The organism is Microbacterium sp. IEGM 1404 (assembly GCF_030056775.1).
Taxonomy (GTDB): Bacteria; Actinomycetota; Actinomycetes; order Actinomycetales; family Microbacteriaceae; genus Microbacterium.
Window position 1 is genome coordinate 741,979 of the sequence record NZ_JASHKP010000002.1, and the last position, 26,459, is coordinate 768,437.

Annotated in this window: 24 protein-coding genes and 1 riboswitch; of the genes, 9 read left to right on the forward strand and 15 right to left on the reverse strand. The window is 72.1% G+C overall.

All coding sequences use genetic code 11. The features are described from left to right. Window positions 1–58: 58 nt before the first annotated feature. Window positions 59–3,550 carry a choice-of-anchor I family protein gene (locus QM517_RS09100; RefSeq protein ID WP_283286825.1) on the forward strand — a complete coding sequence of 1,164 codons (3,492 nt, stop codon included), beginning with the start codon at window positions 59–61 and terminating at the stop codon, window positions 3,548–3,550. 119 nt (window positions 3,551–3,669) lie between these two features. Here QM517_RS09100 and QM517_RS09105 read toward each other — a convergent pair whose 3' ends face one another. Next, window positions 3,670–4,860, reverse strand: coding sequence for a thiolase family protein (locus QM517_RS09105; RefSeq protein ID WP_283286827.1), 1,191 nt, complete (start codon window positions 4,858–4,860; stop codon window positions 3,670–3,672). Window positions 4,861–4,925: 65 nt separating this feature from the next. Here QM517_RS09105 and QM517_RS09110 point away from each other — a divergent pair, with 65 nt between their 5' ends. Then, window positions 4,926–5,819 (forward strand): ABC transporter ATP-binding protein, encoded by an 894-nt coding sequence (locus QM517_RS09110; RefSeq protein WP_283286830.1) that lies wholly within the window; start codon window positions 4,926–4,928, stop codon window positions 5,817–5,819. Next, the gene (locus QM517_RS09115) at window positions 5,816–7,438 is read left to right on the forward strand and encodes an ABC transporter permease (protein WP_283286833.1); all 1,623 of its coding nucleotides are present in this window, start codon (window positions 5,816–5,818) and stop codon (window positions 7,436–7,438) included. The genes QM517_RS09110 and QM517_RS09115 overlap by 4 nt, the downstream gene beginning before the upstream one ends. Before the next feature lie 4 nt (window positions 7,439–7,442). Here the strand turns inward: QM517_RS09115 and QM517_RS09120 are convergent, their stop codons facing one another. After that, window positions 7,443–8,021, reverse strand: coding sequence for a TetR/AcrR family transcriptional regulator (locus QM517_RS09120; RefSeq protein ID WP_283286835.1), 579 nt, complete (start codon window positions 8,019–8,021; stop codon window positions 7,443–7,445). Window positions 8,022–8,090: 69 nt separating this feature from the next. On the opposite strand from QM517_RS09120, the gene QM517_RS09125 reads away from it, so the two are divergent. After that, window positions 8,091–9,065 (forward strand): zinc-binding dehydrogenase, encoded by a 975-nt coding sequence (locus tag QM517_RS09125; protein ID WP_283286838.1) that lies wholly within the window; start codon window positions 8,091–8,093, stop codon window positions 9,063–9,065. Between the two features lie 105 nt (window positions 9,066–9,170). Here QM517_RS09125 and QM517_RS09130 read toward each other — a convergent pair whose 3' ends face one another. The 6 genes from QM517_RS09130 to rlmN form a co-directional block, all read right to left on the reverse strand. After that, the gene (locus QM517_RS09130; protein ID WP_283286841.1) at window positions 9,171–9,635 is read right to left on the reverse strand and encodes an NUDIX domain-containing protein; all 465 of its coding nucleotides are present in this window, start codon (window positions 9,633–9,635) and stop codon (window positions 9,171–9,173) included. Further along, window positions 9,635–11,281, reverse strand: a complete 1,647-nt coding sequence (locus QM517_RS09135) for a DUF4407 domain-containing protein (RefSeq protein ID WP_283286843.1) — start codon at window positions 11,279–11,281, stop codon at window positions 9,635–9,637. The genes QM517_RS09130 and QM517_RS09135 overlap by 1 nt, the downstream gene beginning before the upstream one ends. Before the next feature lie 112 nt (window positions 11,282–11,393). Continuing rightward, entirely contained in the window at window positions 11,394–12,407 is a 1,014-nt protein-coding gene (locus QM517_RS09140; RefSeq protein ID WP_077049776.1) for an aldo/keto reductase family protein, read from the reverse strand. 60 nt (window positions 12,408–12,467) lie between these two features. Continuing rightward, window positions 12,468–12,989 (reverse strand): hypothetical protein, encoded by a 522-nt coding sequence (locus QM517_RS09145; protein WP_283286847.1) that lies wholly within the window; start codon window positions 12,987–12,989, stop codon window positions 12,468–12,470. Continuing rightward, on the reverse strand, window positions 12,986–13,213 hold the full coding sequence (locus QM517_RS09150) for a hypothetical protein (RefSeq protein ID WP_077049778.1): 228 nt from the start codon (window positions 13,211–13,213) through the stop codon (window positions 12,986–12,988). Before QM517_RS09150 ends, QM517_RS09145 begins: the two co-directional genes overlap by 4 nt. Further along, window positions 13,213–14,511: a 23S rRNA (adenine(2503)-C(2))-methyltransferase RlmN gene (gene rlmN, locus QM517_RS09155; protein ID WP_175627539.1), complete on the reverse strand. Its 1,299-nt coding sequence runs from the start codon at window positions 14,509–14,511 to the stop codon at window positions 13,213–13,215. The genes QM517_RS09150 and rlmN overlap by 1 nt, the downstream gene beginning before the upstream one ends. A gap of 157 nt (window positions 14,512–14,668) precedes the next feature. On the opposite strand from rlmN, the gene QM517_RS09160 reads away from it, so the two are divergent. Beyond that, a complete protein-coding gene (locus QM517_RS09160) occupies window positions 14,669–15,514 on the forward strand; it encodes a Cof-type HAD-IIB family hydrolase (protein ID WP_283286853.1) in 846 nt (281 codons plus the stop codon). Window positions 15,515–15,653: 139 nt separating this feature from the next. Here QM517_RS09160 and QM517_RS09165 read toward each other — a convergent pair whose 3' ends face one another. From QM517_RS09165 to QM517_RS09180, 4 genes are read right to left on the reverse strand one after another with little or no spacing between them, the layout of a single operon-like run. Beyond that, complete coding sequence (locus tag QM517_RS09165; protein WP_283286854.1) at window positions 15,654–16,487, reverse strand: SDR family oxidoreductase; 834 nt, start codon at window positions 16,485–16,487, stop codon at window positions 15,654–15,656. Then, window positions 16,484–17,260, reverse strand: coding sequence for an enoyl-CoA hydratase/isomerase family protein (locus QM517_RS09170; RefSeq protein ID WP_283286857.1), 777 nt, complete (start codon window positions 17,258–17,260; stop codon window positions 16,484–16,486). Before QM517_RS09170 ends, QM517_RS09165 begins: the two co-directional genes overlap by 4 nt. After that, a complete protein-coding gene (locus tag QM517_RS09175; protein WP_283286860.1) occupies window positions 17,257–18,018 on the reverse strand; it encodes an SDR family NAD(P)-dependent oxidoreductase in 762 nt (253 codons plus the stop codon). Before QM517_RS09175 ends, QM517_RS09170 begins: the two co-directional genes overlap by 4 nt. A gap of 45 nt (window positions 18,019–18,063) precedes the next feature. Continuing rightward, window positions 18,064–19,032, reverse strand: coding sequence for a hypothetical protein (locus QM517_RS09180; protein ID WP_283286863.1), 969 nt, complete (start codon window positions 19,030–19,032; stop codon window positions 18,064–18,066). Window positions 19,033–19,165: 133 nt separating this feature from the next. Here QM517_RS09180 and QM517_RS09185 point away from each other — a divergent pair, with 133 nt between their 5' ends. Together QM517_RS09185 and QM517_RS09190 are read left to right on the forward strand one after the other, a co-directional pair. After that, window positions 19,166–19,651: a GNAT family N-acetyltransferase gene (locus QM517_RS09185; RefSeq protein WP_283286866.1), complete on the forward strand. Its 486-nt coding sequence runs from the start codon at window positions 19,166–19,168 to the stop codon at window positions 19,649–19,651. Then, window positions 19,648–20,382 (forward strand): aminoglycoside 3'-phosphotransferase, encoded by a 735-nt coding sequence (locus QM517_RS09190; protein WP_283286869.1) that lies wholly within the window; start codon window positions 19,648–19,650, stop codon window positions 20,380–20,382. Before QM517_RS09185 ends, QM517_RS09190 begins: the two co-directional genes overlap by 4 nt. 10 nt (window positions 20,383–20,392) lie before the next feature. On the opposite strand, the gene QM517_RS09195 is transcribed toward QM517_RS09190, so the two are convergent. From QM517_RS09195 to QM517_RS09205, 3 genes are all read right to left on the reverse strand, one after another. Beyond that, the gene (locus QM517_RS09195) at window positions 20,393–21,181 is read right to left on the reverse strand and encodes an energy-coupling factor transporter transmembrane component T family protein (RefSeq protein WP_283286871.1); all 789 of its coding nucleotides are present in this window, start codon (window positions 21,179–21,181) and stop codon (window positions 20,393–20,395) included. Then, window positions 21,178–22,629, reverse strand: a complete 1,452-nt coding sequence (locus tag QM517_RS09200) for an ABC transporter ATP-binding protein (RefSeq protein ID WP_283286874.1) — start codon at window positions 22,627–22,629, stop codon at window positions 21,178–21,180. The genes QM517_RS09195 and QM517_RS09200 overlap by 4 nt, the downstream gene beginning before the upstream one ends. Then, the gene (locus QM517_RS09205) at window positions 22,629–23,258 is read right to left on the reverse strand and encodes an ECF transporter S component (RefSeq protein ID WP_283286876.1); all 630 of its coding nucleotides are present in this window, start codon (window positions 23,256–23,258) and stop codon (window positions 22,629–22,631) included. The genes QM517_RS09200 and QM517_RS09205 overlap by 1 nt, the downstream gene beginning before the upstream one ends. Beyond that, window positions 23,249–23,360, reverse strand: a riboswitch (TPP riboswitch). (Overlaps the previous gene by 10 nt.) Window positions 23,361–23,397: 37 nt before the next feature. Here QM517_RS09205 and QM517_RS09210 point away from each other — a divergent pair. Both QM517_RS09210 and QM517_RS09215 read left to right on the forward strand, forming a co-directional pair. Next, on the forward strand, window positions 23,398–24,936 hold the full coding sequence (locus tag QM517_RS09210; protein ID WP_283286880.1) for a D-alanyl-D-alanine carboxypeptidase family protein: 1,539 nt from the start codon (window positions 23,398–23,400) through the stop codon (window positions 24,934–24,936). A gap of 143 nt (window positions 24,937–25,079) precedes the next feature. After that, the gene (locus QM517_RS09215) at window positions 25,080–26,417 is read left to right on the forward strand and encodes an HNH endonuclease (RefSeq protein WP_283286882.1); all 1,338 of its coding nucleotides are present in this window, start codon (window positions 25,080–25,082) and stop codon (window positions 26,415–26,417) included. Window positions 26,418–26,459: the final 42 nt, after the last annotated feature.

A 26,459-nucleotide genomic window follows, 5' to 3' on the forward strand; every position in this document is an offset into this window, starting at 1 on the left:
GAGTGGCGGGGATCCGCGCCCCCGCACGGATCCTCTCCCGACACCCGAGGACACAGCCATGCCTTCGTCGTTCCTTCGCCGCGCCGCTGCGTTCACCGCGACGACCGCGGCGGTGTGCGCGCTCGCCCTCACGAGCGCGACGGCGGCTTCCGCCGCCATCGTCCCCACGCCCGTCTCCGACAGCGCGCCCGGCGCGGCCATCGGCCTCACCCCGGTGGGCTCCTACGACACGAACGTGTACAAGGAGTCCGCCGCGGAGATCGTGCAGGCGTACCGCGACCGCCTGTTCGTCGTCAACGCACAGGCAGGCACCGTGACGGTGCTCGACAACAGCGACCCGAAGAACCCGACGAAGCTGTTCGAGATCGCCTCGGACGGCGTGGCGAACTCGGTGGCGGTGCGCGACGACGGCCTGGGCGTCGTGGCCTTCGAGGCGGAGGACAAGACCTCCGCCGGCCACCTCGTGTTCTTCGACGCCAATAAGGACGACGCGGCGAGCGCCACCCTCGGCGAGGTCACGGTCGGAGCACTGCCCGACATGGTCACGTTCTCCAAGGACGGCACCTACGCCGTCGTCGCCAACGAGGGCGAGCCGAACGACGCCTTCACCGTCGACCCCGAGGGTTCGGTGAGCGTCGTCACGCTGGCATCCACTGTCTCGGCTCCGGCGCAGACCGCCGTCAAGACCGCCGGGTTCCGCGCGTTCGAGCAGGGCGGTTCGAAGACGCTCGACCCGAAGGTGCGCGTGTTCGGCCCCGACGTCGCCGCGCCCGACCAGGGCTCCACGCCCCTGTCGGCCAACCGCGTCTCGCGCAACCTCGAACCCGAGTACATCACCGTCGACGGGACGGTCGCGTATGTCGCGCTGCAGGAGGCCAACGCCATCGCGACGGTCGACCTGACCAAGGCCGAGGTCACCGGCATCCTCCCCCTCGGCTACAAGGACTGGGGCGCGAGCGCGCTGGACACCAGCGACAAGGACGGCGGGATCAACATCCGCAGCGTCGCCGGCCTGAAGGGCCTGTACATGCCCGACGGCATCGCGTCGTACTCGGCGAGCGTCGCCGGCAAGGCCACGACCTACCTCGTCACCGCGAACGAGGGCGACGGCCGCGAGTGGGGCTCGTTCATCGACGAGGCCCGCATCAAGGACCTCGGCAAGAAGGACCTGGCCCCGATCTGCGAGACCTCGCCGCTCGCGGGTCGCTCGGCGGATGCCGACCTCGGACGCCTCAAGGTCGTCACCGACCTCGGCACGACCGCCGACGGCTGCTACAGCGAGCTCTATGCCTACGGCGGCCGCTCGTTCTCGATCTGGGACACCAAGGGCGCGCTCGTCTTCGACTCCGGCGACGACTTCGAGCAGAAGCTCAAGGAGGTCGCCCCCGAGCTGTTCAACGTCTCGAACGACAACAACACCGTCGACGACCGCAGCGATGACAAGGGCCCCGAGCCCGAGGGCGTGGCCATCGGCGTGGTCGACGGCCGCACCTACGCCTTCATCGGCCTCGAGCGGGCCGGCGGCGTGATGGTCTACGACATCACCGAGCCGACCAACGCGACGTACGTCACGTACGTGAACAACCGCGACGCCTCCGCCGACGTCAAGACGGTCGCCGCGGGCGACCTCGGCCCGGAGGGCATCACGTTCGTCTCGGCGCTGCGTTCGCCCACCGGCATCCCGCTGCTGATCACCGGCAACGAGGTCTCGGGCTCGACCACCGTCTTCGAGGTGCGTCCGACGCAGCCGAAGACCCCTGACCTGCAGATCCTGACGATCAACGACTTCCACGGGCGCCTGCTGCAGGAGTCCGGCGGCGTGGCGGGCGCGGGCGTGCTCGCCGGTGCGGTCGAGAAGTACCGCCAGCAGAACCCGAACACGCTGTTCGTCTCGGCCGGCGACAACATCGGTGCGAGCGCGTTCGAGTCGTTCATCGACCAGGACACCCCGACGATCAAGGCCCTCACGGCCGCGACGCTCGACGTCAGCACGGTCGGCAACCACGAGTTCGACCGCGGCTTCGCCGATCTGACCGACCGTGTCATCCCCGAGTACGAGGGCGACCCGGATGCCGACCAGTTCAGCGACTTCGCACTCGGCGCCAACGTGTACGAGAAGGGCACGAAGACCCCCGCCCTGAAGCCGTACACGATCAAGGACGTCAACGGCACGAAGGTCGCTTTCGTCGGCACCGTCACGGAGCAGACGGCCGGAATGGTCGACCCGTCGAAGATCACGTCGATCGAGTTCGGCGACCAGGTCGAGGCGGCCAACCGCGAGGCGAAGAACGCCCGGGCGGCCGGCGCCGACATCGTCATCCTCCTCGCCCACGAGGGTTCGGAGGGCACCGACTGCACGAAGATCGCCACGGAGTCGGGAGACTTCGGCGACCTCGTCCGCAACGCCTCGAGCGACGTGGATGCCATCGTCTCGGCGCACACGCACCAGAAGTACGCGTGCGAGATCGGCGGACGCTCCGTCATCCAGACCGGCCAGTACGGCACGAACCTCGGCACGCTCGACATCGACCTCGACGGAGCCGGAAAGCTCGTCTCGATCACGCCGGGCGTGCGTGCGCTGTACGACTCGACCGTCTCCCAGTGGGTCGCGTACCCGCAGACGCAGGTCGCGAAGATCGTGGCGGATGCCAAGGCAACCGCCGACGTCAAGGGTCAGGTCGAGGTCGGCACGATCACGACCGACATCAAGCGCGCCGTCAACGGTTCGGGCGGCGAGGACCGCGGCGCCTACTCGACGCTCGGCAACACCGTCGCCGACGTGTACCTGTGGGCCGCGAGCGAGAACCCCTCGTTCAACGGTGAGGACGCGCAGATCGCGTTCATGAACCCCGGCGGACTGCGCGCCGACCTGCTGTACGGCACCGACGACGGCTCGGTCTCGTACCGCGAGGCGGCGAACGTGCAGCCGTTCGGCAACACGCTCGTGACGCTTTCGCTCACGGGTGCGCAGCTGAAGTCGGTGCTCGAGGAGCAGTGGCAGCCCGCGGAGGCGTCGCGTCCGGTGCTCGCGCTCGGTGTGTCGAAGGGCTTCACCTTCGAGTACGACCCGACGGCGGCGAAGGGTTCGCGCATCGGCGCCATCGCGCTGAACGGTACGCCGATCGACCCGGCCGCGACCTACCGCGTCGTGACCAACTCGTTCCTCGCGGCGGGCGGAGACAACTTCTTCACCTTCGCGCAGGGCACGGGCAAGGCCGACTCGGGCCAGATCGACCTGCAGGCCACGGCGGAGTTCTTCGCCGCGAAGGGCACGGTCGCACCGTCGCCGCTCGGCCGTGCGTACCTGAAGGGCACGCAGCCGGTCGACGAGGGCACCGGCCCCACGCCGACGCCCACCCCGACGCCGACCCCGACCGCGACGCCGACCGAAACGCCGGTCCCTGCGCCGTCGTCGAGCGCGGGCGCCGGGTCGCAGGGAGCACTGGCCACGACGGGTACCGAGGTTCCGTGGGGCCTCGCCCTCGGCGGCGCGTTCCTGCTGGTCGCCGGTGGTCTGGCCTTCGCTCTGCGCAAGCGCCGCACGGTCTGACCCTCCGCCCCGGCAACGGCCCTCACCCTTTCGGGTGGGGGCCGTTGCCTTTCGCGTGAGATGCCAGGACTTGTCGCTCGGAGACGGCCCGAGGCGACAATTCCTGGCGACTCACGCGGCTAGAAGCGCCGCAGCAGCGCGGCCAGCGCCTGTCCGCCGCCGATGCACATCGTCACCACGGCGTACTCGAGGTCGCGGCGTTGCAGGTCGAGGGCGGCGCGGACGGTCAGGATCGCGCCCGTCGCCCCGACCGGGTGCCCGAGCGCGATCGCGCCGCCGTACGGGTTGACCCTCTCGGGGTCGAGGCCGGCGTCGCGGATCACGGCGACGGCCTGCGCCGCGAACGCCTCGTTCAGCTCGACGACGTCGACGTCGGCCGGCGTCAGCCCGGTCCGCTCCCAGAGCCGTTGCAGCGCGAGGACGGGGGCGTACCCCATGATCTCGGGGTCGACACCCGCGGTCGTCACGGCTTCGAGGGTGGCGAGGCCGGTGAGCCCGCGCTCGCGCACGTCCTCCTCCCGCATGAGGACGGTCGCGGCGGCGCCGTCGTTGATCCCCGAGGAGTTGCCGGCCGTGACGGACCCCTCTGCGGCGAACGCGGGACGCAGCCCGGCGAGCACCTCGAGCGTCGTGCCGGGACGCGGGTGCTCGTCGACCGACACCTCGATCGGTCGCTTGCCGCCGGTGGTCACGGGCACGATCTCCTCCGCGAACGCCGCACGGCTGGCATCCAGGGCGGCCCTGCGCTGACTCTCGACGGCGAAGGCATCCTGCTCGGCCCGGGAGACGGAGTACCGGGATGCCACGGTCTCGGCGGTCGTGCCCATGTGCCGGCCGCTGAACGGGTCGGTGAGGATCGCGAGCGTGCCGTCGAGGAGCGTCCGGTCGCCGAGCCGGGCGTTGCCGCGCGCGCCGTAGTCGAGGAACGGCGTGCGCGACATGCTCTCGTCGCCGCCCGCGACGACGACGTCGACGCCGCCCCAGCGGAGCTCCTGAGCGCCCGACCAGATGGCCTGGAGCCCCGACCCGCACAGGCGGTTCACGGTGAAGGCAGGGACCCGGGTCGGCAGCCCCGCGGCGAGCGCGACGCGGCGGGCGTTGTACGCGTCGGGTCCGTTCTGCGCGATGCAGCCCATGACGACTTCGTCCACGGCATCCTTCGGCACGCCCGCGCGCTCGAGGGCGGCTGAGACGGCGACGGCGCCGAGTTCGTGCGCGTCGACGCTCGACAGCGCGCCGCCGAAGGAGCCGATCGGGGTGCGCGCGCCCGCGACCAGGACGATGCGGGACTGTGCCGGGGCGACCGTCATGGGGATCCTCCAGGGGTGGAACGGAAGGGTGGCAACGGTACGCCGCGGGGCGTAATCTCCGCCACATGGACGCGGTGATCCGCACGGTGGGGCTGCGCAAGTCCTACGGTCGCACGAATGCCCTCGACGGCCTCGACCTCGAGGTCGGGCCGGGCGAGATCCACGGCTTCCTCGGCCCGAACGGCGCCGGGAAGTCGACGACGATCCGCATCCTCCTCGGGCTCGCGCGGTCCACCGGGGGGACGGCCGCGGTGTTCGGCGCCGATCCGTGGCGCGACGCGGCGCGGCTGCACCGGCGGATCGCCTACGTCCCGGGCGACGTGAACCTGTGGCCCGGCCTCTCGGGCGGGGAGGCGATCGACCTGCTCGCGCGCCTCCGCGGGGGCGGGCGGACCGTCGCGTATCGCGCGGAGCGTGCGCGGCTCCTCGAGGCGTTCGAACTCGATCCGCGCAAGAAGGGCCGCTCGTATTCGAAGGGCAACCGGCAGAAGGTGGCGCTGGTCGCGGCGTTGTCCGTCCCGGCCGATCTGCTCGTGCTCGACGAGCCGACGAGCGGCCTCGACCCGCTCATGGAGGTCGTCTTCCAGCGCGAGGTGCGACGCGCCCGCGACCGCGGTGCGGCCGTGCTGCTGTCCAGCCACATCCTGTCCGAGGTCGAGCAGGTGTGCGACCGAGTGAGCATCATCCGCGCCGGTCGCATCGTCGACGACGGCACCCTCGACGACCTCCGGCACCTCACCCGCACCCAGGTCTCGTTCGCCGACCCCGGCGGCGACCTCCCCGTGCTCCCCGGCGCGCACGAGGTCGAACGCCGCGACGGGCGCGTGCACCTCACCGTCGACACCGCCGAGGTGGCATCCCTCCTCCCCGCGCTCGGCGCCGCGCGCGTCACGTCGCTCCGGATCGAACCGGCCTCGCTCGAGGAACTGTTCCTCCGGCACTACGGAACGCAGCCGTGAGCGGCTTCGGGCCCGTCCTGCGGGCGCGATGGCGACGGGATGCCGTGCAGCTGACGATCTGGATCGTCGGCGCCCTGCTGCTCGCCGCCTCGGCGGTCACGGGGGTGCGGGGGACGTTCCCGACCGAGACCGACCGCGCGACGCTGCTCGCGACGGCCGTGGCGAATCCGGTGGTGCTGCTCTTCCGCGGCCTGCCGTCGGGGACGGACGAAGCAGCGTTCACCGCGTTCCTCATCCTCCCGTTCGTCGCGCTGCTGGCCGCGCTCATGAGCACGTTCCTCGCCGTGCGGCACACCCGCGGCGACGAGGATTCCGGGCGCGCCGAGCTCATCGCCGCCACCCCCGCGGCGCGGACCGTTCCACTGGCCGCGACGGTGGTGCACGGCATCCTGGCCAACGCCGTCCTCGGCGCGCTCGTGATACTGACGTACGTCGCGATCGGGTTCCCCCCGACCGGGAGCGTCCTGATGGGCGCCGCTTCGGCGCTGACGGGCATCGCTTTCCTCGGCGTCGGACTCGTCGCCGCGCAGCTGGCGGCATCCGCGCGGACGGCGAACGCGATCGGCGTTTGGGCCGTGCTGCTCACCTACCTCGCGTGCGGGCTCGGCAACGCCCTCGGAACGCCCAGCGCGGACCTGCGACGGATGACGAGTGCGCCCCTGGCGTGGGTGTCGCCGTTCGGGTGGGCCGAGAACACGCGCCCGTACGACTCGGATGCGGCGGGCACACTGGTCCCGTTCGCCGGACTGATCGTCGTCACCCTCGTGCTCGCGTTCGTCCTCTCGGGCGCGCGGGACGTGGGCGGCTCACTCCTGCCCGCACGCCGCGGGCGAGCCGTCGCGAGCGTCGCCCTCTCTGGGCCGATCGGACTCGTCTGGCGCGAGGCCCGAGGATCCCTCCTCGGGTGGGCGGTGGGCGGAGCGATCGTCGGCGTGATGTCGACGCGCCTCGCCGCGGCGATCTCACAGATCGGCGACACGATCCCCTCGGTGCAGGCCCTGCTGCAGTCCCTCGCGTCTCAGGGGTCGCTCGCGCAGGGAGCCATCGAGGTGTTCTTCACCCTGGCCGGGGTGCTCGCCGCGTGCGCCGGCATCCAGACCGTCCTTCGCGCGCGGCAGGACGAGGCCGCCGGCCTCGCCGAACCCGTGCGCGCGGCGGGAGTCGGCCCGGTGCGCTGGGTGGGGGCGTACCTGGTCGTGGCCGTGGGGGCCGTGCTCGCGTGCCTCGCCGCCGCGACGGCGGGGGCGACCGCCGGCCAGCTCGCGACCGATTCGTCGAAGACGGACCTCATCCGGGATGCCGCGGTGGCGGCGGCCGGGCAGGCGGTCGCCGCCGTGACGCTCGTGGTCATCGCGACGCTGGTCGTCGTGATCGCGCCCCGACTGTCGCTGCCCGTCGGGTGGGCCCTCGTCGGCGTCGCGACCGTCGTCGGATTGTTCGGCCCGTTGCTCGGACTCTCGGATGCCGCCGTCCACGTCTCGCCGTTCGCGTCGGCGCCGCGCATCGACGGCGATGCCCTCGACCTGCGCGGCGGCGTGTGGCTCGTGGTCGCGGTCGCCGCCGCCGCCGCGCTCGCCGGCGTGGCGGCACGGCGCCGCGAGCTCGCGCCGGAGCGCTGAGGCCCTACCCCCAGGACTCCAGCGTCGCCGGGACGGATGCCAGCGTGGCCACAGCCGCGTCCCGATCGGCGCGGGCGAGGGTCAGCGCCGCCACCACGAGCGATGCGCACACCGCGGACAGGGAGTCCACGGCATCCGGGGCGAGATCCGGCCGCCGGTCGGCCACGGCCGCGCGGATGGCGGCGCGCATCTCGGCGGCGTAGCCCGACACCAGGCTGCGCACGTCGGCGTCGTCCGACGCGAGCGGGGACGATCCGGCGTTCAGCAGCAGACAGCCGAGACGGGCACGGGGGCTGTCGGCCGCGATGGCGGCGCGCATGTCTTCGACGTACGCCTCGAGAGCGCTCGGGTCGCCGCCGCCGAGGGGGCGGAGGCGCGTGCGCACGATGTCGTCGAGATACTGCGCGAGCACCGCGTCGAAGAGCCCGCGCTTGCTGCCGAACGCGTTGTAGAGGCTCGAACGGGTGAGTCCGGTGGCCTCCTCCAGCTCGGTGATGCCCGCCTCGGCGTACCCGCGCTGCCAGAACACGTCACGAGCGGCGTCGACGACGGCGCGGCGGTCGAACGTCGGCATCCTGCCCATGGGTTTCCTTCTTCCCGGTCCAGGACTATATTAGACCGGTCGTTACAAAATAACCACGCAAGGAGAGACATGCGCGCGATCGTGCACCCCCGATTCGGCGAACCGACCGACGTCCTCGACGTCGCCGAGGTCGAGACCCCCGAGCCCGGCCCCGGCCAGGTGCGGCTGCGCATCCTCCTGTCGCCGATCCACAACCACGACCTGTGGACCATCCGCGGCACCTACGGCTTCAAGCCCGAACTCCCCGCCCGCGCCGGAACCGAGGCCGTCGGCGTCATCGACGCGCTCGGCGAGGGCGTCGAGGGGCTCGAGGTCGGCCAGCGCGTCGCCACCGGCGGAACCTTCGGCGTGTGGGCCGAGTACGTCGTCACCCCCGCCGCGGGTCTCATCCCCGTCGCCGACGCGCTCCCCGACGAGATGGCCTCGCAGCTCGTCTCCATGCCGTTCAGCGCCATCAGCCTGCTGCACTCGCTCGACCTGCAGGCCGGCGACTGGCTCGTGCAGAACACCGCCAACGGCGCCGTGGGACGCATGGTCGCGCAGATCGCGAAGGCCCGTGGCATCCACGTCCTGGGTCTGGTCCGTCGTCAGAGCGCCGTCGACGAGCTCGCGCAGCAGGGCATCACGAACGTCGTGTCGACCGACAGCAGCGACTGGCGCGAGAAGGCCCTCGCGATCATCGACGGCGGACGCGTCGTCGCCGGCGTCGACTCGGTCGGCGGATCGGCAGCGAACGATGTGCTGTCGCTGCTCTCCGAGAACGGCACGCTCGTCATCTTCGGCTCGATGGGCGACGCCAAGCTCGAGCTGTCGGCGGGCGACATCATCTTCCGCCAGGCGACCGTGAAGGGATTCTGGGGCAGCGTCGTCAGCAAGACGATGGATGCCGAGACCCGCGGCGCCCTCTTCGGCGAGCTGTCCCGCTACCTCGCCGACGGCACCGTGACCCTTCCCGTCGCCGCGACCTTCGCCCTCGAGGACGTTCGCAACGCCGCCGCCGCGAGCTTCTCGCCGCGCGTCGGCAAGGTGCTGCTGCGCCCGTAAGCCCCTCCCGCTCAAGTGTCCAAGACACGCCGTTGCGCCCCACCCGCATGCGGCGTGTCTTGGCCACTCGGCGTTTCGGGGCGGGGGCAGCGAGGCGGCGCAGCCTCAGGCGAGCAGGCGCTCCAGCGCGTCGAGCACGGGGCGCTGACCCTTCACGAGGCGTTCGCGGGCGGTATCCAGGTCCGTCCACTCGGCCCGGTCGACCTCGGGGAACGCGGCCGTGCGACCCGACCGCGGCGGCCATTCCATCTCGAACTCGCCGAACACGAATCCGGATGCCTCGAACCCGGTGCCGTCGCCGGCGAACACGACGAGCTTCTTGCTCGAGGTCGCCGCGAACGTCCCGAGCTCGGCCCACTCGCCCGTCGGGGGTTCGAGCCCGAGCTCCTCGACGAACTCGCGACGGGCGGCGTCGCGCGGCTCCTCGGCGCCCGGCTCGAACTCGCCCTTCGGGATCGACCATGCGCCGGAGTCCTTGCGGGCCCAGAACGGTCCGCCCATGTGCGCGATGAGCACCTCGAGCGCGGGATGCCGCCGGTACAGCAGCAGTCCCGCACTCCAGGCGACCATCAGGCGCTCGCCGGGACGCGCGCGGCTTCGTCGGCGATCACGTCGGCGCGCTTGCGGAACGTGCGGGCGGTGACCCGGTCGAGCGCGATCTGACCGCGCATGCGCTCGGCCTTCTCGTACAACGAGGGGCCGCCGAACCCGGTGAGCACCTTCACGAGCACCGGCAGCAGCTCGATCATGAAGAACAGCGCCGCGATGAGCCAGTGGGCCCAGCGGAGCGTCGGCTCACGCTCGGACAGCCGCTCGAGCGCCGAGATCTGGCTCAGCAGACCGACCGCTCCCGCGTTGCCGTCGGCCACGGAAGCGGCGCGTTCGTTGTAGGCCGCGAGCGCCGCCTCGTACTGGGCGCGGGCCGCGGGAAGCTGGTCCTCGGCCTGCTGCTTGTTCTGGTCGGCCGACGCAGCGGCGGCGTCGGCGCCGGCGGAGTTGGCCGCGGCCAGCGACGACTGCGCCTGCTGCAGCTGCGCCGCGAGCGCGTCGTACGACGACTGCGCCTGCGCGAGCTGCGCCTGCGCGGCCTCGGAGCTCGCACCGTCGCCGGCGACCCCGGTGCATCCGGCGACCTCCCCGGCGCCCTGGCCGGTCAATTCGCACTGGTACACCGCGCGTGCCTGGTCGATGACGGCCTGCTGGGCGGCGAGCTGCTGCGTCAGCTGATCGACGGTCTGCTGGGCGGCTGCGGCTTCGGCCGACGTCGACGAGGTTCCGGCCACGATCCCGGTGGCCGCCTGGTTCTCGAGGGCCGCGACCTGAGCGCTCGCGGCATCCAGGGCCTGCTTCTCGGGACCGTTCGTCACGGCATCCTGATCGGTGAGCGCCTGCGTGACGTTGGTGGAATTCACCTCGCGGTTGATGTCGTTCTGGAACACCTGCAGCACGAGCGGCTCGGCCACGACGATGCCGATGAGCGCCGCCATGATGATGCGGGGGAAGGCCAGACCGAGCAGCCGGAAGATGTTCTTCGTCGACCGCATCGTGGATGTCAGGAAGCGGTCCAGGTTGAAGATGATGAGGCCCCACACCAGCGCGAGCGGGATCGCCAGGAAGATGCTGATCCGCACACCCGTGAGCAGCGCGAACATCATCGACAGCGCCGAGACGAGCGCCGTGCCGGCCAGCACGAGGAACATCTGAACGAAGCGCGGCACCTCTTCGGGCACCTCGTCGAGGACGTCGTTGTCGGCGCCGCCGAGCACGGCCAGGCGCCGCACGAGCGACAGGCTGGGGCGCCGGGGGTCGGCACGTCGCAGCCGGGGCGGACGGGGATCGGATGCCACGGGCGCGGGGAACGGCGCGGCTTCGGGCACCACGCGCTCGGGCTCGGGCTCCGGGGCGGGCTCGGGCTCCGGCTCGGGCTGCGGCTCGGCGGAAGCCTCGGGCTCCGGGGCGGGCTCGGGCTCCGGGGCGGGCTCGGGCTCGAGGTTCTCGGGCCACTCGAACGGAGCGGTGTCGTCATCACCGGCGGGCGGTGCACCCCAGGGCTCGGTGGGGTCGTCGAGCGTCACGGCGTCGGCCGACGCGTCGGCGTCGTCACGCTGCTGGGCGAGGATGTCGTCGAGGTATTGAGGCTCGCGATCGTCGTCCGTCGTGAACTCGATACGGCCGTCGGAGCCGAAGCGACCCGGCCGGTGAGCGGAAAAAGACATTCGCACAGGGTACGACGTGAGTCCTACCCGCTCCTGAGCGGGGCCTGTGGCCTGGCCGAGGCCCCGCTCAGCGCCGGCCTGTGGCCTGGCCGAGGCCCCGCTCAGCGCCGGATCAGACCAGACGTGCCTTCGGCGACACCTCGTAGGTGTTCTCGGGGTCGGAGAAGACCGCGTCGCCGAGAGCCGTGTCGATCGCGGCGAGCGTGTCGGCATCGAGCGTCACACCGGACGCCTTGACGGTGTCGGCGAGCTGCTCCGGACGCGACGCGCCCACGAGCGCGGCCGCGATGTTCGGGTTCTGCAGCACCCACGCGATCGCGAGCTGCGGCATGCTCAGCCCCGCCTCTTCGGCGATCGGCTTCAGTCGCTGGACGGCCTCGAGCACGTCGTCGCGGAGGAACCGCTTGATGAAGTTCGCCCCGCTCTTCTCGTCGGTCGCGCGCGAACCGTCGGGCACCGGCTGACCCGGCAGGTACTTGCCGCTGAGCACGCCCTGCGCCATCGGCGACCAGACGATCTGCGAGATGCCGAGCTCCTCGCTGGTCGGCACGACCTTGCCCTCGATGACGCGCCACAGCATCGAGTACTGCGGCTGGTTCGAGATGAGCTGGATGCCGAGCTGCTTCGCGAGCGCGTGTCCTTCGCGCAGCTGCTCGGCGGTCCACTCGGAGACGCCGATGTAGAGCGCCTTGCCCTGGCGCACGATGTCGGCGAACGCCTGGAAGGTCTCTTCGAGCGGGGTCTCGTAGTCGAAGCGGTGCGCCTGGTACAGGTCGACGTAGTCGGTGCCGAGGCGCTTCAGGGAGCCGTTGATCGAGTCGAGGATGTGCTTCCGGCTGAGACCGGTGTCGTTGGGGCCCATGGGGCCGGTGGGGAAGTAGACCTTGGTGAAGATCTCGAGCGACTCGCGCCGCTGCCCCTCGAGGGCCTTGCCCAGCACCGTCTCGGCCGCCGTGTTGGCGTACGTGTCGGCGGTGTCGAACGTCGTGATGCCCGCGTCGAGCGCGGCGTGCACGGTTTGGATCGCGGCGTCGTCACCGACCTGCGAGCCGTGGGTCACCCAGTTGCCGAGGGTGATCTCCGAGATCTTGAATCCACTGTTTCCGAGGTAGCGATAACCGACCATGACTCAACGCTATCGGCGGCATCCGACATCGAGGGCCGCTCGGGTCGGACGACCCACCCGTCAGACGTCGGTGGGGCGGCCCTCCGCGAGGGCCCGGTCCAGGAGCGCGATGGAGCGGCGCACCATGGACTGCGCGGACCCGAATTCGCGTGCGCTCCACGCGGGGGCGCCATCGGCATCCGCGAACGCCCAGGGCACCGCCGCGGCGACGAACCGGCGGTACGCCCCCCGATGGGCACCCACGCGTGGATCCCATGACCGACCGGTCGAGGCGGCGACGTCGATGGCCATGTTGACCACGCCGAGGGCCTCGGCGAGATCGATCGTCGGTGTCGCGCGGTCTAGCCACGGGCGCACGGCATCCAGGTCGACGACCTCGGTCTCGGCCCGCTCGTCGCGCGACGAACCGGCTTCGCCCGCCCACGCCAGGCACGACTCCGGCGACGCGAACAGGAGCACCCGCGACTCCACGGCCGCGACCCGGTCCATGCCCTCGGCACCGGGTCCCCACCACACGAACGCCGTCGCGCCCCGCGAGCGGATCCCCTGCGGCGAACCGACGGGGATCCGAGGAACGCTCACGCGTCCTCGGTGAGGTGGTCCAGGCATCCGTCGTCCGGGTGGTGACGGAATCGCAGCTCGGTCGCCAGGGCGTTGACCGTGCGCTGCAACGCGGTGGGAGCCTGCTGTCCGAGCTCACCGAACTCCAGCCAGCCCTCTTCCGCGGCCTGCTCGACGACCTCGTGCGCGAGCGTCTCGATCAGACGCAGGTACTCGATCTCGGTCGGACGCCGGGGAGCGGACATCAGCCGACCGGCGTCTCCGCGGCGGCCGCTTCGTCTTCCTCGGTCGCGACGAGCTGACCGCACGCCCCGTCGATCTCCTTGCCGCGGGTGTCGCGGAGCGTCGTCGGGATGCCGGCGTCGTTGAGGCGACGCACGAACTCGTTCTGCACGGGCACCTCCGACGCCGTCCAGATCGAGCCGGGCGTCGGGTTCAGCGGGATGGGGTTCACGTGCACCCAGCCGCGGCCGCGGGCGTTGAGCTTCTCGGCCAGCAGGTCGGCGCGCCACGCGTGGTCGTTCATGTCCTTGATCAGCGCGTATTCGATGGAGACGCGGCGTCCGGTCTTGTCGAAGTAGGCGCGGGCGGCATCCAGGGCCTCATCGACCTTCCAGCGGGAGTTCACCGGGATCAGCTCGTCGCGCAGGCCGTCGTCGGGCGCGTGCAGCGACAGCGCGAAGGTCACGGGGATGTCCTCGTTCGACAGCTTCGTGATCGCCGGGACGAGCCCCACCGTCGACACCGTGATGCCGCGGGCGCTCATGCCGAGGCCGTGCTCCTTGTCGACCATGACGCGCACGGCCTGCATGAGTCGGGCGTAGTTGGCGAGCGGCTCGCCCATGCCCATGAACACGATGTTCGAGACGCGGTCGAGCGAGTGATCGTCGCGCTTCTTGCCTCCGAGGCCACCGGCGGCGATGAGGGCGTTGGCCCGCACGACCTGCTCGATGATCTCGGCGGCCGACATGTTGCGGGTGAGGCCGGCCTGCCCGGTCGCGCAGAACGGGCAGTTCATGCCGCAGCCGGCCTGGCTCGACACGCACAGGGTGATGCGCCCGGGGTAGCGCATGAGGACCGACTCGACGAGCGCGCCGTCGTGCAGCTTCCACAGGAACTTGATCGTGTCGCCGCGGTCGGTCTCGAGACGGCGCACCTCGGTCAGCAGCGGCGGGAGGAGTCCCGCGACGAGCTCTTCACGACCGGATGCCGGCAGGTCGGTCATCGCGGCCGCGTCCGACGTGTAGTGGGTGAAGTAGTGCTTCTCGAGCTGCTTCGCTCGGAAGCCGGGGAGCCCCAGCTCCTTCACCTTGGCGACGCGCTCCTCGGCGGTGAGGTCGGCGAGATGCACGGGCGGCTTGCCCCGCTTGGGGCTGGCGAACTGCAGCAGCGGACGCCCGGTCTCGTCCTTGGCCTGCTGCCAGCCCTCGGTCTTCGGCCGCACCTGGCGGGGCTTCGTCTCGCGGATGCCGGTGTCGGCCGGGGCCCCCGCGGGACGCACCTGCCGGGGCTTGGTCTCGCGCACGGGGGTCTGATCGGTCATGGGTTCCAGGGTACCGGCGGCCGCCTGCGGCGAGGCTGGACGCCCTCCCGCGCGCGAGTCGCAGATCCGCGACCGATACGGTGGCTGGGTACCGACGGCGCTGCACCGATCCGCCGATCCTCTGACCCGCAGGTCCGGCGCCGACCCACGGAGAACCATGACCCGCATCGCCTTCCTCGACGTCGACGGCACCATCGCCGAGCACGGCTCCGTCATCGCCCCCTCGACCGTCGACGCCGTCCGCCGCGCCCGCGCCAACGGCCACCTCGTGTGGTTGTGCACGGGCCGGGCCGACGGCGACATCCACCCCGACGTGCGCGCGATCGGGTTCGACGGCGCGATCAGCAACGCCGGCGCCTACGCGACCCGCGGTGACGAGCTCGTGCTGCAGCACCCGATGCGCCGCGACGACGTGGCGGCGATCGAGGCGTACTTCCAGGCGCACGGCATCCACTATTTCCTGCAATCTCACGAGGCGGTCTTCGCCTCCGCGGGCATCGAGCCGATGATGCGCGAGTTCGTGCGCGAGCGTCTCGCGAAGCGCGCGGCCGAGATCGCTGCCCTCGGGCTCGACGTCGTACCGACGACGCCGATCCCCCGCGCGCTACCCCTCGCCGAGCTCGATCGCGACCGGGTCGCCAAGGCCGTGTTCGTCAGCCCGTCCCCCGACACCGTCGCCCACGCCGGAGCCGAGCTCGGCGAGCGGTTCCACGTGATCCCGGGGTCGATCCCGCTTCCGGGCGGGTCGAACGGCGAGATCGGGCTCGCGGGCGTGACGAAGGGGTCGGCGATCCTCGAGGTGCTCGCGCTGCTCGACCTCGATCCGGCGGATGCCATCGGCATCGGCGACTCCTGGAACGACGTCGAGATGTTCGAGGTCGTCGGCACCCCCGTCGCGATGGGCAACGCGGTGCCCGAGCTGCAGCGTCTCGCCGGCCGTGTCACCACCGCGGTGCTGGAGGACGGAGTGCACAACGCCTTCGCCGAGCTCGGCCTGATCTGACGCGGCGCCCCGCACGCCGATAAACGGCATCGGCGGAGAGAAACGGCGCGACAACGCGTTTCTTACCGTGAATGCCGTTTATCGCTGAAGGGAGCCGCGGCCACACGCATCGCCCACAGCCCCGGGCAACAGCCCCGCCTCAGTCCAGGAAGATGTCGGGGTACAGCGCGGCGTCGGGGGTGCCGGGGACCGCGGCGTAACCGGAGAAGTCCGTCACACCGGCGGCCTCGAGGACGTCCTCGACGATCAGCGTCCGCCCCGTCAGCTCGCGCGACGGGGACGTCAGCACCTCGTAGGCGGCATCCGCGTAGATCTCGGGCGTCCGCGAGACCCGCATGAGCCGGTCGCCGCCGATGACGTTCTGCACCGCCGCGGTCGCGATCGTCGTGCGCGGCCACAGGGTGTTGGCCGCGATCCCGGCGTCGGCGAATTCCGCGGCGAGACCGAGGGTCGCCATCGTCATGCCGAACTTCGCGAGGCTGTACCCGGTGTGCGCCCCAAGCCACTTCGGCGTGACGTTCAGCGGCGGCGAGAGCGACAGGATGTGCGGGTTCTCGGCGTCCTTCAAGACGGGCACGGCGGCGCGCGAGAGCAGGAACGTCCCGCGGACGTTGACGTCCTGCATGAGGTCGTACTTCTTCGTCGCGAGGTCGAGCGATCCCGACAGGTCGATGACGCTGGCGTTGTTGACCACGATGTCGACGCCACCGAACTCCCCCACCGTGCGGAGGACGGCCTCGGTGATCGATTCCTCGTCGCGGACGTCGCCGACGATCGGCAGCGCCTGCCCGCCCGCGGCACGGATCGCATCGGCCGCCGTGTGGACGGTCCCCTCGAGCTTCGGGTGCGGGGTGTCGGTCTTTGCCAGCAGGGCGACGTTCGCGCCGTCGCGCGCGGCCCGCAGCGCGATCGCGAGGCCGATGCCGCGGCTGCCGCCCGACATCAGGATGGTCTTACCGGCGAGCGTGGTCATGAGCGTCCTTTCGCGGAGGCGGCGGCGAACGCCGCGACCCGGGCGCGCGCGTCCGGGGTCTCGAACGCGGCGCCGATCGTGGCGGCCTCGTCGGCGAGGTTTTCGGCGAACGTGCGGCCCGCGCCGACGCGCACGAGACGCGTCGCCTGGCCGAACGCGGCGGTCGCACCGGCCAGCCAGAACCGGGCGATCTCCTCGACCCGCGGCGCCAGATCGGTGGATGCCACGACCTCGGCGACGAGACCCCACTCGAGGGCCTCCGCGGCGTCGATCATGCGATCCTGCAGCAGCAGCTGCAGGGCACGTCGCTGCCCGATCGCGGCCGGGAGCAGCGTCGAGACGCCGAGGTCGGGCGTGAGACCGATGTTCGCGTAGCGGCTGACGAAGCGGGCGTTCTCGCTCGCGACGACGTAGTCGGCGGTGAGCATGAGGCCGAGCCCGCCGCCCGCGACCGCACCCTGGACGGCCGCGACCATCGGCAGGGGCGCTTCGACGAAGGTGCGGATGCCGTCGTGGATGGCCGTCGCGGTCTCGGTCACGTCCGCGCCCGACGCCCCGGTCGTCGCCATCGCCACGACGTCGCCGCCGGCGCAGAACGCGGGGCCCGTGGCATCCAGGATGACGGCTCCGACGGAGGCGTCGGAGGTGACCTCGTGCGCGACCTCGCGCCAGCGGCGGGCCATCGGGAAGTCCATCGCGTTGAGCGACGCCGGGCGGTCGAACGTGACGCGGGCGAGCCCCGCGTCGATCGAGAGCAGGATGCCGTCGGTCATTTCGGTGCCATCCGGATCGCGCCGTCGAGGCGGATCGTCTCGCCGTTCAGGTAGCCGTTGTCGACGATCGCGAGGACGAGTCGCGCGTACTCGTCGGGGGCGCCGAGGCGCGAGGGGTAGGGCACCTGCTGCCCGAGCGAGTCCTGCGCCGCCTGCGGCAGACCCTTGAGCATGGGCGTCTCCATGATGCCGGGGGCGATCGTGACGACCCGGATGCCGTGGCGGGCGAGCTCGCGCGCGATCGGCAGGGTCATCGCGTGGACGCCGCCCTTGCTCGCGGAGTAGGCGGGCTGACCGATCTGCCCGTCGAACGCCGCGACGCTGGCGGTGTTCACGATGACGCCGCGGTCGCCGCCCGCGGCCGGCTCGGACGCGGCCATGATCGCCGAGGCCTGCGCGATCACGTTGTACGTGCCCACGAGGTTGATGCGGACGAGCCGCTCGAAGTCCGCCAGCGGCGTCGGCTTCAGATCCCGGTCGAGGACCTTCGCGGGCGGTGCGATGCCGGCGCAGTTCACGACGACACGGAGCGGCCCCGCCTCGGCGGCGCGGGCTGCGGCGGCGGCGACCTGCGCGGGGTCGGTGACGTCCGCGGCCGCGAACGTGCCGCCGAACTCGGCCACGACGGCCGCACCCGCGGAGGACGGCAGATCGATGATCGTCACGTGGGCGCCGGCGGCCGCGAGGCGACGCGCGGTGGCGAGACCGAGCCCCGAGGCCCCTCCGGTGACGAGGGCGGATGCACCCGCGATGTCCATGCGTTCTCCTTCGAAGCAGAAACTCAGTGTCACTCTACCCGGGACTCAGGTTCGGGGTGGACGGACGCGAGGGGGGCGCGAGGAGCGCAGGATCGGAAGTCGCACAGTGCCCGTCGGGACGGCGTCCGACAGGAGCGCGACCTCGTCGGGGTTCCATCCGTACGCGTCGCGCACGCGGGCTCCGAGGGTGGCGACGGGCGAGGGCAGGACGACCTCGACGCCCCGGGGCACACCGACGGCGTTCGGATCGAGATCCCGCGCCGCCGCCTGGAGCTGGACGACGAGCATGCGGACGCGCTCCTGACCGTAGGCGGCGGTCGCCAACCGCCAGTCGCCGACGACCACGAGGGTGCCGGCCGAGCGGCGGCGTGCCGCGTCCAGGCGCGCGCGGGCGACGATCAGCCAGCCCGCGCACGCGGTGACGACGGCCGCGGCCACGACACCGGTGATCATCGCGGGGACGAAGAAGAACCCCGCCAGGACGGTGGCCGAGTCCCACCCCGCGCCCACCCCGATCAGCATCCGCACGATCGAGTAGACCGCGTACCCGGCACTGACGATCGCGATGACGAGGAGTGGCCGCGTGGGTTCCGCCGGTGCTCGCAGAGCCGCCCAGGCGCAGGCGGTGCAGGCCACCGCGACCGCGACGCCCTTCACCGCCAACGGCGTCGGCTGGGGCACGGTCGTGGACACGACCGCGACGGTCACCGTCAGGGCGAACGCCAGCACACCGGGCTCGAGGGCGCGACGTTCGGTGAGCACGCACAGGCCGACGAACAGCAGTGAGGGGGCGAGGACCATCGCCGTGTCACCGACGATCTGGAAGACCACGCCGCCCCCGGCGCGCGAGATCACGTAGAGCACGCAGGCGCTCACGGCGCAGACCAGGAAAGCGAGCGTGAACCGGAGGAAGAGCCGCATCGTGCTCGGCCCTCCGAGGTGGGGGATGGCGACGAGGAGGACGCTCGCGACGACGGCGATGCTGATCGCGAGCAGCGTCACCGAAAGAGCCACGGCACCCTCACCCCCCTGTGTCGCCGTCCGGACCGAGGCGAGGATTCAGCGTAGCCCGCACGATGGACGCTCACGTGCCGCTCGCCCGGGTCTTGACCTGGGTCGCCCGCGCTGTTCGCTCTACGCTCGTCGGATGGACTTCACGCTCGAACGGGTCGAGGTCGACGATCCGCGGGCCGTCGCCCTGCGCGGCATCCTCGATATCGATCTGGACGACCGCTACCGCGACGCGGATGCCGACGATCCCCCCGGAATGGCCGAGGAGCGCGCCGAGGCCCTCGCCGTTCACGAGGACCAGGTGGTCGCGACCTTCCTGGCGCTGGATGCCGACGGCACCGCGCTCGGCCACGTGATGCTGCGTCGCCTCGGCGAGGAGTGGGAGCTCAAGCGACTGATCGTCACGACGGCCGCGCGCCGACGGGGCGTGGGCCGCGCGCTCACCGGAGCGGTCGTCGCGCGGGCGCGGGAGGGCGGCGCTCGGCGGGTCATCCTCCAGAGCGGGCGGATGCAACCGGAGTCGCTCGCACTGTATGCGGGAGCGGGCTTCACACCGATCCCCGTGTACGAGCCCTACGTCGCGACGATGCCCGACTCCCTGTGCTTCGAGCGGGTGCTGTGAGCATTCCCGACACCCGTTTCGAGGCACCCGACGTCGTCCGTCGCCTCGCCGGGACCGCCGACCTCGAAGCGGTGTGGGTGAACAAGATCGGCGGGGTGACCTTCCGCGCGACCGGCGCCGACGGCATCCGTTTCGTCAAATGGGGGCCGCTGAACGCCGAGACGTCCATGCGCGCAGAGGCCGAGCGGCTGCGGTGGGCCGCTCCGTACACGCCGGTGCCCGTGGTGCGGGACGAGGGGCGGGATGCCGCGCACGAGTGGCTCGTCACCGACGGCCTCCCGGGCCGCTCGGCGGTGGATCCTCGCTGGGTCGCCGATCCGGCCCGGGCGGTGATCGCCCTCGGCCGCGGGCTCCGCGCGCTGCACGAGACCCTCCCGGTCGACCGGTGCCCCTTCGCGTGGGGAGTGCCCGAGCGGGTCGAGAACGCCGCCGTCCGCGGCATCCGCGTGCCGGAGGCGCTGCGAGCCGCGCCGCCGATCGACCGTGCGGTCGTATGTCACGGCGACGCCTGCGCCCCGAACACCCTCGTGGACGACGACGGGGAGTGGACCGCGCACGTCGACCTCGGCGCGCTCGGCGTAGCCGATCGGTGGGCGGACATCGCCGTGACCGCGATGTCGCTGGCGTGGAACTACGGACCGGGGTGGGAGTCCCCGTTCCTCGACGCGTACGGCGTCGCCCCGGATCCCGTGCGCCAGGCGTTCTACCGCGACCTGTGGAACGCGACCTGACCGACCCTCCTCAGCCCCCCACGAAACGGAACGCGCCGGTCGCCACGGCGATGGTGAGCGCGGCGGCGATCAGTGCGATCGCTCCGGCGAGCGCGGCGCCGTCCCGCGGGTGAAGGCGCGACGGCCGCGACCACGTGCGGTCGACCGGGGCGCCGAAGCCGCGGGCCTCCATCGCGGTCGCGAGGGTCGTCCCGCGGCGGACCGCGAAGACCAGCAGCACGAAGGCCATGCCGAGGAAGCGCCGCACGGCTCCCCGGTCGCCGAGGCCGCGGGCGCGGCGGGCGAGGGTCATCGTGCGCCAGTCGTCGACGAACAGGCCGACGGTGCGCGCACCGGCGAGCACGCCGAGCACGAACCGGCTGGGGAGCTTGGCGACCTGCGCGAGCGCGTCGGCGAGCTCGGTCGGGTCGGTGCGGCCGAACAACAGGATGGTGGGCAGCCCCAGGGCGAGCACGCGCAGCATGACCGCGAGCGACAGCGCGATCGAGTCGTCGCTCACGGTGGCGAACAGGAACCGGCCGTAGACGGTTCCTCCCGGCTTCGCGTAGAGCAGCATGCTGAGCCCGGCGACGGGGGCGAACACGGCCACGGGCACGAGCCGCCGCAGGACCGTCGCGACCGAGAGTCCGGTCAGGGGCACGCACGCGAGTTCGAGCACGATCGCGACCGACGCGCTCACGGGGTCCAGCGTCGCGAAGAGCGGTACCGACAGCACCAGGGCGATGAGGATCTTCGTGACCGGGTTGACCCCGTCCAGCCACGCCGCGGTCCGTCCGGCCACGGACACCGCCGCGCTCATGCGGCCCCCCGCAGTTCGATACGGTGCTGCCCGAGGTGGCGCACGACGTCGGCGTCGTGCGTGACGGCCACGACCGTCCGTCCGCGTGCGATCTCCCGCTGCAGCAGGGAGACCAGCTCGCTCCAGCCGCGGCGGTCCTGACCGAAGGTCGGCTCGTCGAGCACGATCACCGCGGGCGCGGATGCCAGGACCGTCGCGACCGACAGCCGCCGCTTCTGTCCGCCCGAGAGCGTGAACGGGTGGGCTTCGGCGAGGGGGGCCAGGTCGAGCCGCTCGAGCAGTTCGTCGACGGTCGCGTCGACCTCGGCCTCCGGCATCCGGAGGGCCCGGGGTCCGACGGCGAGCTCTGCGCGCAGCGTCGAGGCGAGGAACTGGTGCTCGGGCTCCTGGAACACGGTGCCGATGCGCGTGAGGAGCTCCGTCGACCGCCAGCGCGAGGGACGGCGGACGCCGCGCGTGGCCAGCGCGGGAGCGGCGACGACCTCCCCCGCGACCTCCGGCAGGAGCCCCGCGAGGGTTAGGGCGAGCGTCGACTTGCCCGCGCCGTTCGGGCCCGTGACGACCGTGCCCGCCCCCTCCGGAACGACGACGTCGAGCCCCGCGAGCACGGGCGTGCGGCGGTCGCGGCCGATCGTGAGACCGGATGCCGAGAGCACGGCGTCCATCGACGGGGAAGCGGGAGCGAGCACAGGCAGGTCGACCGGACGCCCCGGCACCCACACGCCCGCAGCGGCGAGCGCCTCACCGTGCTCGGCGAACACCCACGCGGGCGGGCCGTCGGCGAGCAGCCCGCCGCCCGGCGCCAGGACGATCACCCGCGTGACGAGGTCGGCCCACACCGCGGTGCGGTGCTCGATGAGGACGAGGGTCGTCTCGTCGCGGGAGACGACGCGTTCCACCGCGGCGCGCACTTCGCGCACGCCGTCGGGGTCGAGGTTCGCGGTGGGTTCGTCCAGCAGCAGCAGTCCCGGGCGCATCGCCAGCACCCCGGCGAGCGCGAGTCGCTGCTTCTGCCCTCCCGACAACGCCTTCGTGGGGCGATCGAGCGGCACATCCAGACCCACGGATGCCAGCGCCCCGGCGACGCGCGGGGGGATGGCATCCGCCGGCAGCCCGAGGTTCTCGCAGCCGAAGGCGACGTCGTCGCCGACCTTCGACAGCACGACCCCCGACTCCGGATCCTGGAGGACGAGGCCGATGCGGCCGCGCTGCGCTTCGGGCGGATGCCCGTCGACGAGGATGCGGCCGGTGGCCTCGCCCTCGTCGCTGCCCCCGAGGAGGCCGGCGAGCCCGGCGAGCAGCGTCGACTTCCCCGCCCCGGACGCACCGAGGAGCAGCACCCGCTCCCCCGGCTCGATGGTGAGCTCGACGTCGCGGGTCGCGGGCAGGCGGCGACCGGCGTAGCGCCACCCCCAGCCGTCGATCTCGACGCGGGCCGGATGCGGCATCAGACCTCGCGACGGCGTTCGCGTCCCGCGGCGAAGCGGCTGAGCGCACCGCTCGCGGCAAGAGCGCGCACGAGCAGCCACCCCACGACGCCGCCGAGCACCGCGCCCGAGACGATGAGCGTGCCGAGGTAGAGGAGGTTGAACTCCGCGGTCTTGACGATGTTGCCGGTGAAGAACTCCAGCACCCACGCGCCGACACCGGCGCCGGCGCCGGCGAGCATCGCGACCGGGAGCGAGAAGCGGAGGTAGAGGAACGCGAGGAAGATCAGCTCGGCACCGAGTCCCTGCGCGAGGCCTGAGTAGATCGTGCTGATCCCCCACGCGTTGCCGATGAGGGCCGACACGACCGCGGCGATCACTTCGACGAGGAGCGCCGCACCGGGCTTGCGGATGATCAGGCCGCCGACGACACCGCCGAGCAGCCAGATGCCGACGGCGATCCCGCCGAGACCGGGCGTGAGCCCGTCCATCGCGGCGAACCACAGGCCGCCGATGGTGTTCCAGCCCCAGAAGACGAGGCCGATCGCGACACCGAGGACGGCGGCGACGACGATGTCGACGACGCGCCAGCGGAAGCGGTCGGACGTGGCGACGACCGGGGTCGTCCGGGCAGACGTGGACGTGTGCATTTCTACTCCTCCCTGCGCCGGCATGATCCGGATCAGGTTCGACGGTCGAAGCGTGGATCGCTTCCTCTCAGCCCGGCTCACCGGACTCCCGTGGTTGTGGTTCCCGAGTATAGGCCGGTGCCCGAGGTAGCGTGGGCGAGTGCACGACCAGACACCGGCCACACGGCGCGAGCTGCGTGACCGGGTCGATCCGCCCGACGAAGCGGATGCCGCGGACGCGGCGCCCTCGGCATCCATCGACGACGAGGTCGCCACCGACGCAGCCCCGCCTACCGATGCATCCCCACCCGCCGACGCAGCGGCGCCGGACGCACCGGCCACCCCGGCACCCGAGCGCGTCCTGATCGGCGCCCCGATCGCGCTGGGCTGGGTCGACCCCGCGTCGGCGACCGTCCCGCGGCCCGCGCCGGAGTTCGCGCTGACCCCGGCGGGACCGCGCCCACCCGACCTCCTCGCCGGCCGCCGCCGACGGGCCCTCCGCCCGGGCACGGTCGTCCCGCCGCTGCTCCTGCTGCTGCTCGTCGCGGTGTACGCCGCCGTCACGCTGCTGTGGCCGTTGAACGCGGTGACACCGCGCGTCACCCCGCTCGTGGTGCAGCCCGTCGCCGCACCGGCGGCCTCCCCCGCGTGGCCCGCTCAGGGCGAAGCCGCCGTCGCCGTGCAGGGGATGCCCGACGTGCTGTCGTCGGCCGAAGCCCCCGAGTCGATCGCGAGCATCACCAAGGTCGTGACGGCGCTGCTCGTGCTCGAGCGGCTGCCGCTGGCTCCCGGCGAGCAGGGCCCGACCTACGCGTTCACGCAGGCCGACAGCGACGACTACTGGCAGTACCGTTTCCGCGGCGAGTCCTCGCTCGACGTGCCCGTCGACGGCACCCTCACCGAGCTGCAGATGCTCCAGGGCATGCTCATCGCCTCGGCCAACAACTACGCCCAGCGGCTGGCATCCGATCTCTGGCCCTCGAACGCCGATTTCGCCGCGGCGGCGAACCGCTACCTGAGCGACCGGGGCATCTCGGGCGTGACGATCGTCAACCCCACCGGAATCGAGGCCGGCAACACCGCGACACCCGCGGCTCTCATCGCCCTCGCCGAGAAGGCGCTGCAGAATCCCGTGATCGCCGACATCGTGCGCACCACCGAGATGTCGCTGCCGGGCGCCGGAACGTTCAAGAACGGCAACCCCCTCCTCGCCGACCCCGGGGTCGTCGGGATCAAGACCGGCACCCTGGATGCCTGGAACCTGCTGTCGGCGAAAGACCTCACGGTCGGCGGAGTCACGGTGCGCACGTACGCGGCGGTGCTCGGACAGCCCGGCCCCGACGAGCGCGATCAGGCCAGCCGCGACCTGTACACGCGTCTGGCCGAAGAGGTGCAGCTGCGCACCTCGGTTCCGGCGGGGACCGTCGTGGGCAAGGTCTCGACGCTGTGGGGCGAGGACGTCTCGCTCGTCACGGCGGCGGACGCGAAGAACGTCCTGTGGAACGGCGCGAGCGCGACGCCCGGCACGTCGTTCACGCTCGGCGACGCGCGCGACGAGGGCGAGACCGTCGGAGAGCTCATCACGACCGGACCCCTGGATGCCGCCACCGTCGACGTGCAATTGCAGACCGACATCGAACCGCCGAGCCCCTGGTGGCGGCTGACCCACCCGCTCGATCTGTTCGGCCTCAACGACTGACCGATCGCCCCCGCCCGGTGGCAAGGGTTCGCGAGTGCGGGCGCGGGGGCGCCCCTCCTCCACACCCCTCGTGCGGTGGGATCCCTCCCCGGATACGCCCGCGGGATCGGCGCGATGTCGGAGGCCCTCGCTAGCATGCACACATGTCCTCCGACAGCTCCCCGGCAGCCCCTACGGGCGGGCCGCCCGCCCTGCGTGCGGTGCTCGACGAGGTGCTGCGTACCGGTGCCGCGCTCGCCTCGGTGGAGGTGGCGCGCACGCGCGCTCTGGCCGCGGCGGGACACCTCGCACTCGATGTCCTGACCGATCGGGGCGCGACCGGTCGAGCCTCGGAGATGGCGCTGCGCGAGGTCGCCTCCGAACTCGCGGCCGCCGAGAACCTCTCCGACCGCTCGGTCCAGGCGCAGATCGGTCGCGCCATGACCCTCGTCGACGACTATCCGCAGACCCTCGCCGCGTGGGAGGCGGGGGTCATCACGCGGGCCCACGTCCACGCGATCGTCGACGTCGGGTCCCCGCTCCCCCTCGACGCGCGCGCGGAATTCGATCTGCTCGCCGTCGCGACCGCCGAGGGGCTCAGCCCCGGCCGACTGCGGTCGCGACTCGCCGCCCTCGCCGAACGTCTGCAGCCGACCACCCTGACCGAACGGCACCGGCGCGGTCGCGATGCACGGTGCGTCCGCGTCGTGACCGGGCAGGACGGCATGTCCGACCTGGTCGCGACTCTGCCGACGGTCCTCGCCGTCGGCATCCACGACCGCCTCACTCAGCAGGCGCACGCGGTCGTCGACGCGCGCGACGAGACTCCCGAGACGGGCACGGACGAGCGCACCACCGCCCAACTGCGCGCCGACATCCTCGCCGACCTGCTGCTGACCGCCGCTCCCGATGCCGACCCCACCCGCGTCGATGACGGCCCGGGCACCCTGGGCGCGATCCGCGCCCGGGTGCAGGTCGTCGTGCCGGCGTTGACGATGCTGCGGCCGGGTGAGGAGAACCGCGACCCCGCCGAGCTCGTCGGCCACGGCCCCATCGACGCCGACACCGCCCGCGCCCTCGCCGAGACGACCCCGCTCCCGTGGGACCGGGTCGTCACCCACCCCGTCACCGGCGCGGTGCTGCACACCGATGTCTACGCCCGCACCGCCGCGATCGACCGGTACCTCCGCGCCCGCGACCGCCACTGCCGCTGGCCGGGCTGCACCGTTCCCGCGATCCGCGCCGAGGTGGACCATACCCGCGACCATGCCCTCGGCGGCGCGACCCACGTCGCGAACCTCGCCCACCTCTGCCAACGGCACCACACGCAGAAGCAGTTCACCCGCTGGAGGGTGGATCAGCTCCCCGGCGGTCTCCTCCGCTGGACCAGTCCGACCGGTCGCACCTACACCGACGAGCCGCTCCCGTACTCGCCCGCCGTCCGCTTCCTCCCCGACGACCCGCCTCCGCCCGAGCCGGACGACTCACCGCCACCGTTCTGATGACCACGACCCTCCCCCTGCCGAATCGCCGTCCGGCGTGGA